The 13,068-nt window shown below is 44.1% G+C and carries 18 protein-coding genes; 9 read left to right on the top strand and 9 right to left on the bottom strand.

The window, feature by feature from the left end:
- The first annotated feature begins 38 nt into the window (after positions 1-38).
- From DN730_RS03270 to DN730_RS03260, 3 genes are all read left to right on the top strand, one after another.
- Complete coding sequence (locus DN730_RS03270; RefSeq protein WP_115466659.1) at positions 39-419, top strand: hypothetical protein; 381 nt, start codon at positions 39-41, stop codon at positions 417-419.
- A 2-nt stretch (positions 420-421) separates the two neighbouring features.
- On the top strand, positions 422-1,030 hold the full coding sequence (gene cobO, locus DN730_RS03265; protein ID WP_115466658.1) for a cob(I)yrinic acid a,c-diamide adenosyltransferase: 609 nt from the start codon (positions 422-424) through the stop codon (positions 1,028-1,030).
- Positions 1,031-1,120: 90 nt separating this feature from the next.
- A complete protein-coding gene (locus tag DN730_RS03260) occupies positions 1,121-1,474 on the top strand; it encodes a RidA family protein (RefSeq protein ID WP_281270482.1) in 354 nt (117 codons plus the stop codon).
- Here DN730_RS03260 and DN730_RS03255 read toward each other — a convergent pair.
- Positions 1,471-1,968, bottom strand: a complete 498-nt coding sequence (locus DN730_RS03255) for a cyclic nucleotide-binding domain-containing protein (RefSeq protein ID WP_115466657.1) — start codon at positions 1,966-1,968, stop codon at positions 1,471-1,473. The two genes, DN730_RS03260 and DN730_RS03255, sit on opposite strands and share 4 nt — an antisense overlap.
- A 263-nt stretch (positions 1,969-2,231) precedes the next feature.
- Between DN730_RS03255 and DN730_RS03250 the strand changes: the two genes are divergently transcribed.
- Entirely contained in the window at positions 2,232-2,525 is a 294-nt protein-coding gene (locus tag DN730_RS03250) for a DUF6404 family protein (RefSeq protein ID WP_115466656.1), read from the top strand.
- Between the two features lie 34 nt (positions 2,526-2,559).
- Here the strand turns inward: DN730_RS03250 and DN730_RS03245 are convergent, their stop codons facing one another.
- From DN730_RS03245 to DN730_RS03230, 4 genes are all read right to left on the bottom strand, one after another.
- On the bottom strand, positions 2,560-3,393 hold the full coding sequence (locus DN730_RS03245) for an MOSC domain-containing protein (RefSeq protein ID WP_115466655.1): 834 nt from the start codon (positions 3,391-3,393) through the stop codon (positions 2,560-2,562).
- A gap of 84 nt (positions 3,394-3,477) precedes the next feature.
- On the bottom strand, positions 3,478-4,644 hold the full coding sequence (locus DN730_RS03240; RefSeq protein WP_115466654.1) for a type III PLP-dependent enzyme: 1,167 nt from the start codon (positions 4,642-4,644) through the stop codon (positions 3,478-3,480).
- 255 nt (positions 4,645-4,899) lie between these two features.
- Positions 4,900-5,319 carry a DUF6691 family protein gene (locus DN730_RS03235; protein ID WP_115466653.1) on the bottom strand — a complete coding sequence of 140 codons (420 nt, stop codon included), beginning with the start codon at positions 5,317-5,319 and terminating at the stop codon, positions 4,900-4,902.
- Between the two features lie 10 nt (positions 5,320-5,329).
- The gene (locus DN730_RS03230; RefSeq protein ID WP_115466652.1) at positions 5,330-5,728 is read right to left on the bottom strand and encodes a YeeE/YedE family protein; all 399 of its coding nucleotides are present in this window, start codon (positions 5,726-5,728) and stop codon (positions 5,330-5,332) included.
- A 94-nt stretch (positions 5,729-5,822) separates the two neighbouring features.
- Between DN730_RS03230 and DN730_RS03225 the strand changes: the two genes are divergently transcribed.
- Together DN730_RS03225 and DN730_RS03220 are read left to right on the top strand one after the other, a co-directional pair.
- Positions 5,823-6,260 (top strand): DUF6942 family protein, encoded by a 438-nt coding sequence (locus DN730_RS03225; protein WP_115466651.1) that lies wholly within the window; start codon positions 5,823-5,825, stop codon positions 6,258-6,260.
- Between the two features lie 7 nt (positions 6,261-6,267).
- Positions 6,268-6,717: a tellurite resistance TerB family protein gene (locus DN730_RS03220; RefSeq protein ID WP_115466650.1), complete on the top strand. Its 450-nt coding sequence runs from the start codon at positions 6,268-6,270 to the stop codon at positions 6,715-6,717.
- Positions 6,718-6,769: 52 nt separating this feature from the next.
- Here DN730_RS03220 and trmJ read toward each other — a convergent pair whose 3' ends face one another.
- Together trmJ and DN730_RS03210 are read right to left on the bottom strand one after the other, a co-directional pair.
- Positions 6,770-7,537 carry a tRNA (cytosine(32)/uridine(32)-2'-O)-methyltransferase TrmJ gene (gene trmJ, locus DN730_RS03215; protein ID WP_115466649.1) on the bottom strand — a complete coding sequence of 256 codons (768 nt, stop codon included), beginning with the start codon at positions 7,535-7,537 and terminating at the stop codon, positions 6,770-6,772.
- 25 nt (positions 7,538-7,562) lie between these two features.
- Positions 7,563-8,858 (bottom strand): DnaJ domain-containing protein, encoded by a 1,296-nt coding sequence (locus DN730_RS03210; RefSeq protein ID WP_115466648.1) that lies wholly within the window; start codon positions 8,856-8,858, stop codon positions 7,563-7,565.
- A gap of 138 nt (positions 8,859-8,996) precedes the next feature.
- On the opposite strand from DN730_RS03210, the gene moaC reads away from it, so the two are divergent.
- The 3 genes from moaC to DN730_RS03195 are packed head-to-tail and all read left to right on the top strand — an operon-like array spanning position 8,997 to position 10,190.
- Positions 8,997-9,485, top strand: coding sequence for a cyclic pyranopterin monophosphate synthase MoaC (gene moaC / locus DN730_RS03205; protein WP_115466647.1), 489 nt, complete (start codon positions 8,997-8,999; stop codon positions 9,483-9,485).
- Positions 9,472-9,726: a MoaD/ThiS family protein gene (locus DN730_RS03200; protein WP_115466646.1), complete on the top strand. Its 255-nt coding sequence runs from the start codon at positions 9,472-9,474 to the stop codon at positions 9,724-9,726. The genes moaC and DN730_RS03200 overlap by 14 nt, the downstream gene beginning before the upstream one ends.
- 5 nt (positions 9,727-9,731) lie before the next feature.
- Positions 9,732-10,190, top strand: a complete 459-nt coding sequence (locus DN730_RS03195; RefSeq protein ID WP_115466645.1) for a molybdenum cofactor biosynthesis protein MoaE — start codon at positions 9,732-9,734, stop codon at positions 10,188-10,190.
- Here the strand turns inward: DN730_RS03195 and DN730_RS03190 are convergent.
- Positions 10,187-11,437 carry a tyrosine-type recombinase/integrase gene (locus tag DN730_RS03190; protein WP_115466644.1) on the bottom strand — a complete coding sequence of 417 codons (1,251 nt, stop codon included), beginning with the start codon at positions 11,435-11,437 and terminating at the stop codon, positions 10,187-10,189. The genes DN730_RS03195 and DN730_RS03190 overlap by 4 nt on opposite strands.
- Positions 11,438-11,583: 146 nt before the next feature.
- The gene (aroA, locus tag DN730_RS03185; protein ID WP_115466643.1) at positions 11,584-12,861 is read right to left on the bottom strand and encodes a 3-phosphoshikimate 1-carboxyvinyltransferase; all 1,278 of its coding nucleotides are present in this window, start codon (positions 12,859-12,861) and stop codon (positions 11,584-11,586) included.
- Positions 12,862-13,068: the final 207 nt, after the last annotated feature.

Below are 13,068 nucleotides of genomic sequence, written 5' to 3'. Positions count from 1 at the left end.
CCAACCTAATACATGTCCCAAATCGTGTGATTTGGGACATGCTGACTTCTCCGAATCAGGCTGATTGGAACTATGCCGTTAGCCATTTGGATGCTTCGATCGGTTTTCTAACAGGTTCACATCTTAATTTTCAACTGCGCTCTATTCGTGGACCATGTTTAGTATCTGCAAACGTGGTTGAAGCATCTCCACCTTCTAGGATGCATTTGCAAAGTCAGTTCCGTCATTTTTGTTTATTGCACACCGAGGATTGGCACTTCTCGTTAGTTCCTATTGATGCTTATTCTACAAATGTGATAATAACATATGGGCTAAAAGGGCCATTTCTCGCCAGTGCATGGCGTATTAAGCAACCCATCATGGCAGTGATTGTTGAGCTGTGGGTTGAAAGTTTAAAAAATACATTAGAAAGGATGTAACGATGGCAAAAGCAATCCATGATGCCGAGAAGCATGCGGCTCGTATGAAGGCGATCAAGCAGCATGTTGATAAACGAATTGCTAAAGCTCAGGAAGAAAAAGGGACATTTGTTCTCTTAACTGGCAATGGCAAAGGTAAATCGAGCTCTGCACTAGGTATGGTTGCGAGAGCGTTGGGCCATAATATGAAAGTGGGAGTCGTTCAATTTTTAAAGGGCGATTGGGCCACTGGGGAAATCGATTTCTTTAAATCCCACCCTAATGTCGATTGGTTCATTATGGATACAGGCTTTACTTGGGAGTCACAAAATCGGGATAAAGACATTGTAAGCTCTCAAAATACATGGGCACATGCCAAGACATTGCTGCAAGATTCTAGCTACGACTTAGTTGTTTTGGATGAGCTTACGTATCTACTGCATTATGACTATCTGGATGCGGATGAGGTCTTAGAGACACTTTTGTCGCGGCCAGTAATGCAACATTTGGTTGTTACGGGTCGCGGTGCTCCTGATGAGCTAGTTGAGTTGGCTGATACAGTGAGTGAAATTAAAGATATTAAGCATGCGTTTAAACGAGGAATAAAAGCCCAAAAAGGCCTTGAATATTAGTTTATAGTGCTGATTGGCATAAATATATAAGATGAATATTTTGCTTATGTGTTGTTATTATGGTGTTTTAAACTAAACGAGGGTTTTGGTGTGTCTGGAATAGAGCGCTTAGAAGTTGGTCAGCGTATGAGTCGAATCGTTAAACATAACGGCTGTGTTTATTTGTGTGGTCAAGTGGCTGCGGATGCATCAGCTGATATTTCTGAGCAAACGCAGACGATGCTGGATAAAGTGGATGCGTTGCTTAAACAAGCTGGGTCAGATAGGCAGCATATGTTGTCCGCTACGATCTACCTCAGGGATATGAAAGACTTTTCATCAATGAATGCTGTGTGGGATGCTTGGGTTCCTGATGGTTATGCTCCGGCTCGAGCTTGCGTTGAGGCACGACTAGCTCGCCCGGAATTATTGGTCGAAATATCCGTCGTTGCAGCGGAAGCCTAACTCGTCAAATTTACATCGACATTGGCTTGCGTCAATGTGTCGCTGAGTTTTGTGATATTGCGCGCCATGTCGCGGGACAGGTTAAGTATTAAGATGCCGAAATCGAATGCGTAGTGTTCGTGTAGCCTGCCAAAGACATGGCAATCAATTTTTAGCAACAGAGCGTCGGTGCAGGCCACAGCATAACCTTGCCTTGGTCCAAGCGATATCATGGTGACATAGCCTAGAGCCTCGCCAAATTTTACACGTCGGATTAAATTAGAGTGAGCTGCGTATTCTTTGAAGTAGCTCGCTTCCCCCTCTATCACAACGTAGAAACTATCTCCTTTGTCGTTATCCGAGAAAATTTTTTCATCGGCATCAAAGTGAATTAGCTCGCCTTCTTTCAATAAGAACTCTATGGCGGACGAGCTAAGCGCACCAAATATCGAGCCTGTCTTTAGCATATCTGTTTCCAGATTGTAAGGGCAGTGTGAAATATTAACTGTATTCATGACAGATCCCTCCCTTTTGCTAAAGCATATGTCTTAAGGTGTTTGTTCACCACATACAAAATAAAGAGATTCGTATACTTGAGTAACAATTTTTGCAATTTTCGGTAATTTTTCATAACTAAGACAATATTACTGTCACAATTTGCATGTTTTTCCAAATATAGCAATGAACTAGGTAACCCCGAGGAAGCAGGTGAGCTGCTATTGGCTACAGTTCGCTACCGTATTAATGTTATCCCAACATTAATTATTTGGAGAGAGTTATGTTGTTTAACGAATTTAGCTCGTCACCACTAGAGCGTCTGTTTGGTCGATTTGAGTCCAAAGGGATGCCATCTTCAGCGACCTTCTTCTTTGAGGCATTGTTCAAGGGGTTACAGTTTTCTTTCATCTGGGGATCTGCGATGTGGTTGCTTCAATGGAGTGTAATTGACATGTCATGGCAGACAGCCATCGCTGTAAGTGTTGTCGTTGGGCTCGCCTCTGGTTTCTGGATGGCTGCAATGAACCGTCGCTCCAAAGAACTTGCTGGGGAGCATCGGTTAGGCTTTCAGTGATGAGTTCACCTCCGCATTATGAGGATCCAGGCAGCTAGCGCCTATCCTCATAATGCGGAGGTGTTTGATATTCTAAGATATGAACCTCATCTCCTACCCGAATCACACCTTCGTTTAACGCAATTAAATTAACGCCAAATATTATTTCATCCTTTGTTAGTCGTCTAAATTTAGCAAGCGATTTTAGCGGTTCGCCCTTAGGGCTTCTTTGAGCTGTCTTCGGGTCTAAGGTTGTGAAAATGCAGCGAGCACAAGGTTTTACATTTTCAAAAACCACTTCTCCAATTTTTATGAGTTTCCAAGTGTCTTCTGCAAAGGGGGCTGAGTCAGATACCATGATATTAGTACGGAAGCGCTGCATTTCAATGCTATGAGCTGCCGACTTGTTGAGCTCATCCAGAGAAGATTGTGTAGTCAGAAGGAAAGGGTAACCATCAGCGAATTTGACTGGATGTTCTGGTCGTCGGCTTGTTACGCGTGTTGACTCGGAGCCAAAATGAACCAGTGTGACGTCTTCACCTAGTAGCTCGCTAAACCATTGATCCGCAGAAGAGTGGGTTCTTTGCGCGGATACGGTATTTTCCCATATGTCTACATTAAAATATTCGTTTGAAAAGTCTTGTTCAACAAGCTCTAGTGCTGGTTTGTTGAAATCAGATGACACGCTCCACCCATACTTCGTTTGTGTAACACCTACGAGAGTTAGCTTTGGATGGCTCCGACCAGTTACGAATGCACCCGCCTGATCTACAAGCATAAAACGGCGGTCATTCTTTAGTCCGCTGAAAAGTACTTCAGACTCTGATAATTGTATAGGTTGAGTGGATTTAATGGGATAAATGGAAAGGGAAGACAGAGTAAGGGGCACAGTAATAACTCCAGCGATATGTGTTTCCACATCGTATCAAAAATAAAGGGGCGACTGAGCCCCTTTTCTTTGAATTGCAGAGTGTTAAATGTAGTAAGAAGCTAATGGAGGAAAACCATTAAATTCTACTGCACTGTAGGTCGTTGTATATGCACCAGTCGATAGCCAGTACAGGCGATCACCGATAGCTAAGTTGAGTGGCAGTCCGTATTTGTAGTGTTCGTACATGATATCAGCACTGTCACAGGTTGGACCTGCGATAATAACTTCTTCCAACTCTCCAGTTTTTTCAACATGGATGGGGTACTTGATGGATTCATCTAATGTTTCAATTAGCCCGGAGAACTTTCCTACATCAGTGTAAACCCAGCGATTTAGAGCAGTGTGTGATTTTCGGGAAATTAACACCACTTCACTCACTAAAATGCCTGCGTTAGAGATCAAAGAACGCCCCGGTTCTAGAATGATTCGCGGCATATTATCGCCAAAATCCTCTTCAAGAAAACGGGTAATCTCTTCAGCATAGGTAGCCAAATCGTTTGTCCGGCTAATGTAATTAGCAGGGAATCCACCACCCATATTGATCATTTGAAGCTCTATACCATCTTCATTTTTTAGACGTTCGAAGATAAAACGAACGCTGGCAATTGCCGCATCCCATGCGCCAATATCACGTTGCTGAGAGCCTACATGAAACGACACTCCATACGGCTCAAGTCCTAATTCTTTTGCGAGAATGAGTAGGTCCATCGCCATATCTGGGCGACAACCAAACTTGCGTGATAGAGGCCAATCAGCCGATACCGTCCCTTCAGTTAATATACGTACGTATATACGAGAGCCAGGTGCAGCTTTAGCGATGTTTCGTAAGTCTGCTTCAGAGTCTGTCGCGAACATACGTACACCTTTCTCATAGAAATAGCGCACGTCTGCGGCTTTTTTAATGGTGTTACCATAGCTGACACGGTCAGGGCTAACATCACCAATCGCAAAAAGTTTATCTAATTCATAGCGTGACGCGACGTCAAAATTAGAGCCGCGATCTCGCAGCATCGTTAATATTTCTGGTGCAGGGTTTGCTTTAATCGCATAAAAAATATCTGCAATTGGAAAGCCTTTCTTAAGTTCAGAGTAGGCGTCATCAATCATCTTGGTGTCGATGACGACGAAAGGGGTTTCCTTGGTATCCGCTAGTGCTTTAAGGCGGTTGAATTGATCAGGTGTGTAAAAAGAATGAACGTCTATAGACATAGCGCATTGCTCCTAGTTTTTTGAAAACATAATCCGAAATAAGGCACGTCTTTACCTCCCTCCATCCTACTTTTGGCTGTTACTTATCCGGTCTAAGACCTTAAGCGACTAGCGCAGCAGTTGAAGCGGTGCGGAATATGTTCAGCAACGACGCGAGGCGAAATTTAAGATGCATTCTTATCTACGTCAAGAACTATTTGTAGAATTTTTAAGACATAAAAAAACGGCCCCGAAGAGCCGTTACTATAACGCGTACTAATTTGATTTTCGATGGTTCTGAAAGTGAAATAATGCGGAACCTGCGACAAGAGCTGCCATGAAGTAGGCCCCTTCACTGGGGTTGTTGACAAGTGCAGTAAGTCCAGGGCCAGGGCAATAGCCACTCAATCCCCAACCAATACCAAATAGAGAAGCTCCAATGACTAAGTTATGATCAATGTCTCGTCTAGTGGGGATATACCACTTGTCGGCTAGCCAAGGCTTCTCACGCTTAGAGCGTATCAAGTAACCAACCATGCCTACCAAAACAGCGCCACCCATGACAAAAATAAGTGATGGATTCCAATCTCCGAAAATATCGAGAAAACCGAGTACGACTGCAGGGTTAGTCATCTCAGAAACAGCCAGTCCCAAACCAAATGCTAATCCAGTAATAAATGTTATTAATGCTCGCATAACTTTGCCCCTACTTAGTGATAAATACAGTTAATATCGCCATCGTCATGAAAATCCCTGTGGCGACAAGAGAGCGAGGGGATAGTCTTGAAATACCACATACACCATGGCCACTGGTGCAACCACTGCCTAGGCGTGTTCCGTAGCCTACTAGTAACCCCGATATAATTAAAAGAATGGGGCTTCTCATTTCAGGAAATGGGACCGTCTGCTGTGTGAGCACACCGTAAGCACTGCCTCCAATAATTAAACCGAGTATAAACAGAAATGGTAGATATCGGTCTTTACTGAACAGTGCTTGAGCCAAGATGCCGCTGATACCAATCACTTTTCCGGTAAGCAGTAGGTATGCAGCTGCCGTTAAACCTATTATGATGCCGCCAGATAGCGGATTAACTAAAGATTCCATATGATCCTCTCGTTATCAAATCTATTATATAAGAATACACTAATATAGTTATAAGAATATATCTATTTGTGATTAAAAGGTGAAAAAGTGTTTTATGCTAGCAAGTCAAATGAACACAAAGACAATGACATTCTTGCTACCCAATAGACCGACCTTGCCTCAGGGTGTTGCGAGCTATGATGCCGTTCCTGCTAGCGTGGTTATTGAGTTGAATGGAAATCACTGGCGGAAAATTCTCACAATTATTGCGAAGTTGGTCACAGTTGCTGAGGAAGATTGGCGTATAGTGAGGGATCAATTCCTTTGGGATAGAGTAAAATTAATCTTTGATCCTGATGAAGCAAGTGAAGGGTGGTTGGTCATTGTCAGTAAACAGTTTCATGACGATTTCCCCATCCCTGCAGAGGCTGAGGCAATAGGTGCGAGGCATACAGCGCACATACATCAAAAGCGTATCTGGTGTCCTTATCTAGATTATCGTCAGTTTCCAAATGTGTTGGTAGATGAATTGGTGACCAGAATTAGAAAGTAGGTGGTTTATGATTAATATTCTAAAAAAAATGTTTAGTAATGAAGAAGTGTGCGCCGAGCCAATTAGTTACCAAAGGGCTGTCGCTGCGCTTCTGTTAGAGATAATCATCGCTGATGATGAAATTCATCCTGATGAAGAGCTCAAAGCAAAAGACGCGATAAAATCAGTGAGTCAACTCGGCGATGACGTTGACTCATTATTTGATGAAGTGAAAGCTGGCATCCATGATGTTAATGATTCTTACCAATTTACTAAAGTGATTAATGCCAATGCCTCGGTCGAGCAGAAGCTTGAATTACTAAAAGATTTGTGGCGTGTGGCTTTTGCAGACGGAGATCTTGATGCCTATGAAGATCATCGGATACGCAAAATTAGTGAGCTATTATTTATGCCTCACTCGGAATTTATTCAAACTAAGATTGCGGTGCAAGAAGAGTACAAGCAAAATTCGCAATAATAGCAGCGTGATAGTGGGCATTAGACTGCCCACTTTTAATCAGTTGTAGGTATTATTGTTGCGAGTTGTCGGCATTCTTTTTAGCCTCATGGCTCATGCCGTCGTTTAATCCTGCCTCTCTGTCTACTGCTGCTAGTACACCACGTAGAATGCCAAGTTCCTGTTTTTCTGGTCTAGATCTATTAAAGAATCGTTTTAGCTTGTCGAGTACTTTTCCGGGGTGATTTCGGACTATAAAGTTAATGCCGTATAGAGTTTCTTCTAAGTGCTCGTAAAACAGGTCCATTTCTTTCTTACGTGGATATTCTGGCGTCGACTTTATCTGTACTGATTCATTTTGATGGGCCATCCATATTTCGTAAGCAACGATTTGTACCGCTTGAGAAATGTTTAAAACCGGGTACTCATCATTAGCGTCTATGTACACTTGCCGATGGCACTGAGCAATTTCTTCATTTAGCAATCCCATTGTCTCTCGGCCAAACAAAATGGCAATGTTATGGTCTTTTGCTTCAGGGATCACCGCTTCAGCACATTCGCGTGCGTTCATTATTGGTAGTTGAAACGTTCGGTGTCGAGCACTGGTGCCAATTACTAGGCTGCAATCAGCAATGGCGTCTTCAAGTGAGCTCACGACAGTAGCGTTCTCTAGAAGATCGACTGCGCCAGCGGCACGACTTGTCGCCTCATCAGATGGATAATCGTTAGGGTCGACCAAATAAAGGTTGCTAAGCCCCATATTTTTCATGGCACGTGCAATAGCGCCAATATTACCTGGATGGAAAGTGTTGATAAGAACGATGCGGACATTGCTGAGCATGTGGTTAAAGACTCATATACAAGGGTTATGGATTTACTAAATTCCGAAGCGTGAGGGACTGCTCTGTACTGGCGAAATCGACTTTGTCCAATAGCACCCTAGACTGCTCGTTAAACAGGAATTTGTGGCAGGCGGAATGATACAGCGAACCGCTTTCTAACACCAATCTATAGCTCCCTCTTGGGATGGAATTGGCAGCAAGAGGTTGGCCGGCTTGTAGATAAATAGAAAAGGGGGGCTGGCCGTCAAGTGATTGGAATACTAGCAGTGAAGGCGTAGAGAGTTGATTTAGAATTCTAAGACGGCTACTGCCTTGGACGTTGCCAATAAGCGTCCCATGTCGAGGCGCTAGGCCAGGTTGTCCAATACAACCTGTTTGTTTTGCATGTAGGGCGCTTCCAAAGCCTAAATTTTCTGCCTTGGCCCAGCCTGTCGTATTGTTGTAGGAGAGCGTGAGCCAATCGCTTTCTATTGTCACAACTGTTACATCGGTCATTTTTGGAATGCTGGTTTTTATTGTTGATGTGATGCTGGGCTCTGTGAACAGTCTGGTTTGTTCTAGGGTGTAGCCAGTGCCTTGGCGGAACTGTGGATATAGGCCGCTTATATAGGAAATGGAAGGTTTTGCTGAATTACTGACGGTATCGAAATAATTGGCTGAGTATATGCCTGCTGCAAACACAGTCAAATAGCTACAGGCAACAAATGCTGCTTTGGCTGCGTAAAGTCGATAGGGGCGCGTTGCTGGATGGTCTTCGGTATTCTGTTGTGCATTGCTTGGTCCAGTCTCTCCCGTATCGTATTGGAAATGATGTGCGTGATCGAAGTTGTCAGAAGATGCTTGCGTAAACTCTGTAGGTTGTTCGCGGGCGATTTGGCTATCCGCTTTTCTCATTTCCTCGTACAGAGCTTTCATTCTCCTTTCGTGCAGAGTATTTCTAGCTTTATTAAGCGCTTCCTCTTTGGCTCGTTCTTGCTCTGCATTGCTGCGCTTCATATCCTGATAAGCACGTTGTTGTTCTTTTACATACGCTCGTTGTTTTGCGTCACTTTTGAATTCGAAGCCAGACTCGGAATTCGGGCTAGGTGTCACATGCTCTGTAAAGGAGTAGGGTTGCCAGCTTTGGCCATTTGAGCGCTTAATGGCTTGCAGTACATTTTGATAGGCATCATGAATTCGTTGGAAATGCTCAGTCGTATCAAGGTTAGGATTTTTATCGGGATGATAGCGTCGCGCTAAACGACGGTAAGCAGCCTTTGCTTCCTGCTCGGTAGCATTGGTAGATAATTCTAAAACGTTAAAGTCGTCAATAATGCTCATAGAGAGTTGTCGCATGCATCCATATTAAAGGCATTATGCCCGTTAACCTATTTAATGACAAAGCGGGCTGTTTTAACGGTTTGATTTCAGCGACTGTTTTGCGATTATAGGACCTTTTATAACTGGGTGTTGACGATAATGAGTGAGTCTTTTACGCATTTGGATGATCAAGGTCATGCGCATATGGTCGATGTGAGTGCCAAGCAGGTGACAAAACGAACGGCCACAGCACGATCCTTGGTGGTGATGCAGCCTGAAACATTAACGAAGTTGATGGAGGGAGGGTTGCCGAAAGGAGACGTGCTCGCTACCGCTCGTATCGCAGGAATTCAAGCAGCTAAGAAGACATCTGATTTGATCCCCCTTTGTCATCCGTTGATGCTCACCAAAGTGAGTGTTGATATTAATGTAGTGGATAAGGTTTCTATTGAAATATTGTGTACGTGCTCATTAAAAGGTGTGACCGGAGTCGAAATGGAGGCGTTAACGGGTGTAACCGTGGCTGCGTTGACGCTTTATGACATGTGTAAGGCTGTAGATAAAGGTATTGTGATACAGAATACCCAGCTGTTGGAAAAACATGGTGGAAAAAGCGGTTCTTGGAGTAGTGCAGATGTCGATCGTTAATGTGGTTTTTTTTGGGGCCTTGAAAGATTCAATAGGTCTGCCCAGTGCTAAGTGTGAAGTGCAGAGTGTTTTAACAGTTGCCCAGCTAAAACAATTGTTAGCGGATCAATTGAGCGCTCCACAATTGTTAGAACCTAATATCAAATCATCGATTGATTTCGAGTTTGCGCGTGACACAGATGAGATAGAGCCAACTGCGGTGCAAGAGGTCGCGTTTTTCCCTCCAGTGACAGGGGGGTAGAAAGGATGGAAATCAGTGTTCAACAAGAAGACTTCAATGTTCAAGCTTTGTATGACTCTCTCTGTGTTGCCAACAAAACGGGAGCTGTCGCGATGTTTGTTGGGCGAGTGAGACAGTTTAATGAAGAGGTGGGTAACGGTTCCTTTTTTTTAGAGCATTACCCAGGAATGACTGAACGCAATATTCAGAGCATTGTTGATGAAGCTCGCGCTAGATGGCCGCTATTGGCTGTTAAAGTTGTTCATCGGGTTGGCGAATTATCAATCGATGATCAGATAGTGTTTGTTGGTGTTGCTTCCTCCCATCGAGCAGAAGCCTTCTCAGCCTGTGATTTTATTATGGACTACTTGAAGAGTCGCGCTGCGTTTTGGAAAAAAGAAACGGCGAATGGCCAGTCTAACTGGGTCGATGCCAAAACTATTGACGAGAAAAGCCTAGAGCGTTGGCATCATTCCACGAACTAATGAGGGCGAAGTGTTTTTTTTCGGCCACTTGCGTGTCTTTCTCGATATTCGGTGTCTATATATTTATCCGTTGTCGCCATACTGGAATGCCCTGCGTCTTCTCTGACATGCTCTTTTGGTCTAACTTTAACGTCTTCTGATATGCCTGTATGGCGTAACCAGTGCACTGTCGCAACGCGTAGATCATCCGCATCTGATTTATGGCCATCATCACACATGCGGTAGTACGCTTGATCGAAGCAGTGTTGTACGATATTCCGAACTTGGCGTGAGCTGGTCATGGCGCCTTGTCCGCGGTTTTTGGGAATGACCGGTGTTGGCTCCGCTACGGTAGGTAAGTCAGGTAATTGTCTAAAACGCCGGTAACGTATTAATGCATTGAGCATCTCATCCGAGACGCTGACTAATCTCTCTTTATTACCTTTAGAAAGGACTTTAAACCACCAGTTGCCGTCTGTATCTTTGATAAAGTCGCCCATGGTTGGTGCGGAGCGCTCATCTGCGACCAGTTCTGAGATTCGTAGATACATACCGAGTAACGCATTCATGATAAAAAGAGTGCGCTCGTGCATGGCTGGATCTTCTTCAGCTAATAATTCAGCAGTTTCTATCACGTAATCCCACTGTAAGTTGGAGATTCTTCTAACTTGGCGTCGAGTAACTTCCTTTTTAACAAACTTGCTTTTTTGGCGGATCAGAGCAACTGGGTTTTGCTGCACAGCTTCTTCTTGCATTAGAAAGCCGTAGTAAGAAGACAGTATTGAAAATGTCGCACGTATCGCAGCCTGAGACAGGCTATATTTCTCGGATAAAGGGATTTGGCCATTGCGAAAATCAAGTTTGGACACGTGAGCAACATATGGCCGCCATTCGTCATTAGGGACTCGCTCTCCCATGTGATTTTTGAAACGCGCGACGTTTTTGATACCAATCCAAGATTCGGGCGGGGTGTTGCAAAAATGTATAAACTCTTCTATTTCATCACGCTTAAGTGTGGTTGCGGGTGTGTGTTTGACATACCACGACCAAAGTAAAAGTCTTTCCACTTCTCGACGATAGGAATTGAAGGTGGCTTGGGAGCCGTTGTAGCTGTAGATGAAGCACAGTGCTAATTGAAGGTCGCGCGCATAGTCAGGGTCTTCAAGCTGTCTTACCCCAGCTTTTAGGTTGTTCAAGATGGTTGGGTATTGTGTGTAAGGATTAGGTAAGTGTTCTAAGTTATCGATAAGTGGAAGCGGTGCGTTCATATGTCGACTGTCCAAAAAGCTTGGCCAAGGGCAAGGATTGTACTTTATATCAGTAACTTATCAGTTTTGTTAGCCCAGAGCGATTGCAGAAGCTGACTTCAATACTAGACCAAGACATTCCTACTTGGCCTAGTATTGGCTAGAAGTTAGCCCGAAATACTCTCAAACAACGAAAAGTAGGTAGGGAAAGTCTTGGAGGTACACTCTGGATCATTGATTGTGACCGCCGTATTGGAGAATGCTATTAAAGAGAAGCACATCGCGATTCGATGGTCATTGTATGTATCGATTGCTACGTGTTGAAGGTCTGAACACGGCTCGACCGTAATGTAATCGTCTCCTTCAACCACGTTAGCGCCCAGTTTTTTTAGCTCTGTTGCCATCGCATAGAGACGATCCGTTTCTTTGACTCGCCAGTTATAAATATTTCGAATGGTGGTTGGACCTTCAGCGAATAGTGCGGTGGTTGCAATGGTCATTGCTGCATCAGGAATGTGATTCATATCCATGTCGATGCCGTTTAACTCACCTTTCTCAGCGGCTACCCAAGTTGGGCCATAGGTGATTTTAGCGCCCATTTTTTCCAATACTTCTGCAAACTTAACATCCCCTTGAACACTCTCTGTTCCTACACCATGCACTTTTATCTTACCGCCAGCAATCGCTGCGGCAGCTAGGAAGTAGGAGGCAGATGACGCATCACCCTCTACCATGATCTCGCCTGGAGATTGATAGGTCTGGTTCCCTTTGATCACAAATGCTTGGTAATCAAGGTTTTCAACATTGACCCCAAACTGCTTCATGGCATGTAAAGTGATATCTATATAAGGCTTAGAGACGAGCTCTCCGTCAACATTTATACGTAAGTCCGATTTTGCCAGCGGCGCGCTCATCAACAGTGCCGTTAAAAATTGGCTAGAAATGTTCCCTTTTATCGAGACCTCGCCCCCATTTAGGCCGTTCGCCTTGATTAAAAGTGGTGGGTAGTTTGTTTCTTTTTGGTATTCAATATCAGCACCAAGTGCTTGCAGTGAATCAACTAAATCTCCAATAGGGCGTTCGTGCATGCGCGGTTCACCGTGCAATCGGAACTCGCCTTGACCCAGACACAAAGCTGCAGTTAGAGGACGCATTGCTGTACCAGCATTCCCCAAAAATAGGTCTGCTTGGTTAACGCTTAGAGGTCCGCCATTGCCTTCTAATACACATGTTTGACCTTGATCCTCAAGAGAAAAACGAACCCCCATTTCCTTGAGTGCGTTAAGCATGTGACGAATGTCGTCGCTGTCTAGAAGGTTAGTGATTTTCGTTGTGCCCTTCGCAAGTGTTGCTAGCAGTAAAATACGATTAGAAAGGCTTTTAGATCCAGGTATTTGGATCTCGCCATTTGCGGAGGTTAAAGGGCCTAGAGTAATGGAATTCATTGATGGGGTCCGTTATATCGCTGGGCATGTCGGGTGCTCAACATGCTTAGTTTGTCATTTTATTACAAGTGACACGTAAGATACTTTTAGTGGCGGGGAACTTCAACAATTTTGAATCCGAATTAATAAGGTATGAAAATTTTGTATAGTGTATCTAACGCAGGCATTGCGTATGCGTGAGTTGTGTTTCGGTAAAGAATGGTAACC

The organism is Marinomonas piezotolerans (genome assembly GCF_003362755.1).
GTDB classification, from domain to species: Bacteria; Pseudomonadota; Gammaproteobacteria; order Pseudomonadales; family Marinomonadaceae; genus Marinomonas; species Marinomonas piezotolerans.
This window is presented reverse-complemented; position numbering and strand designations above follow the sequence as displayed.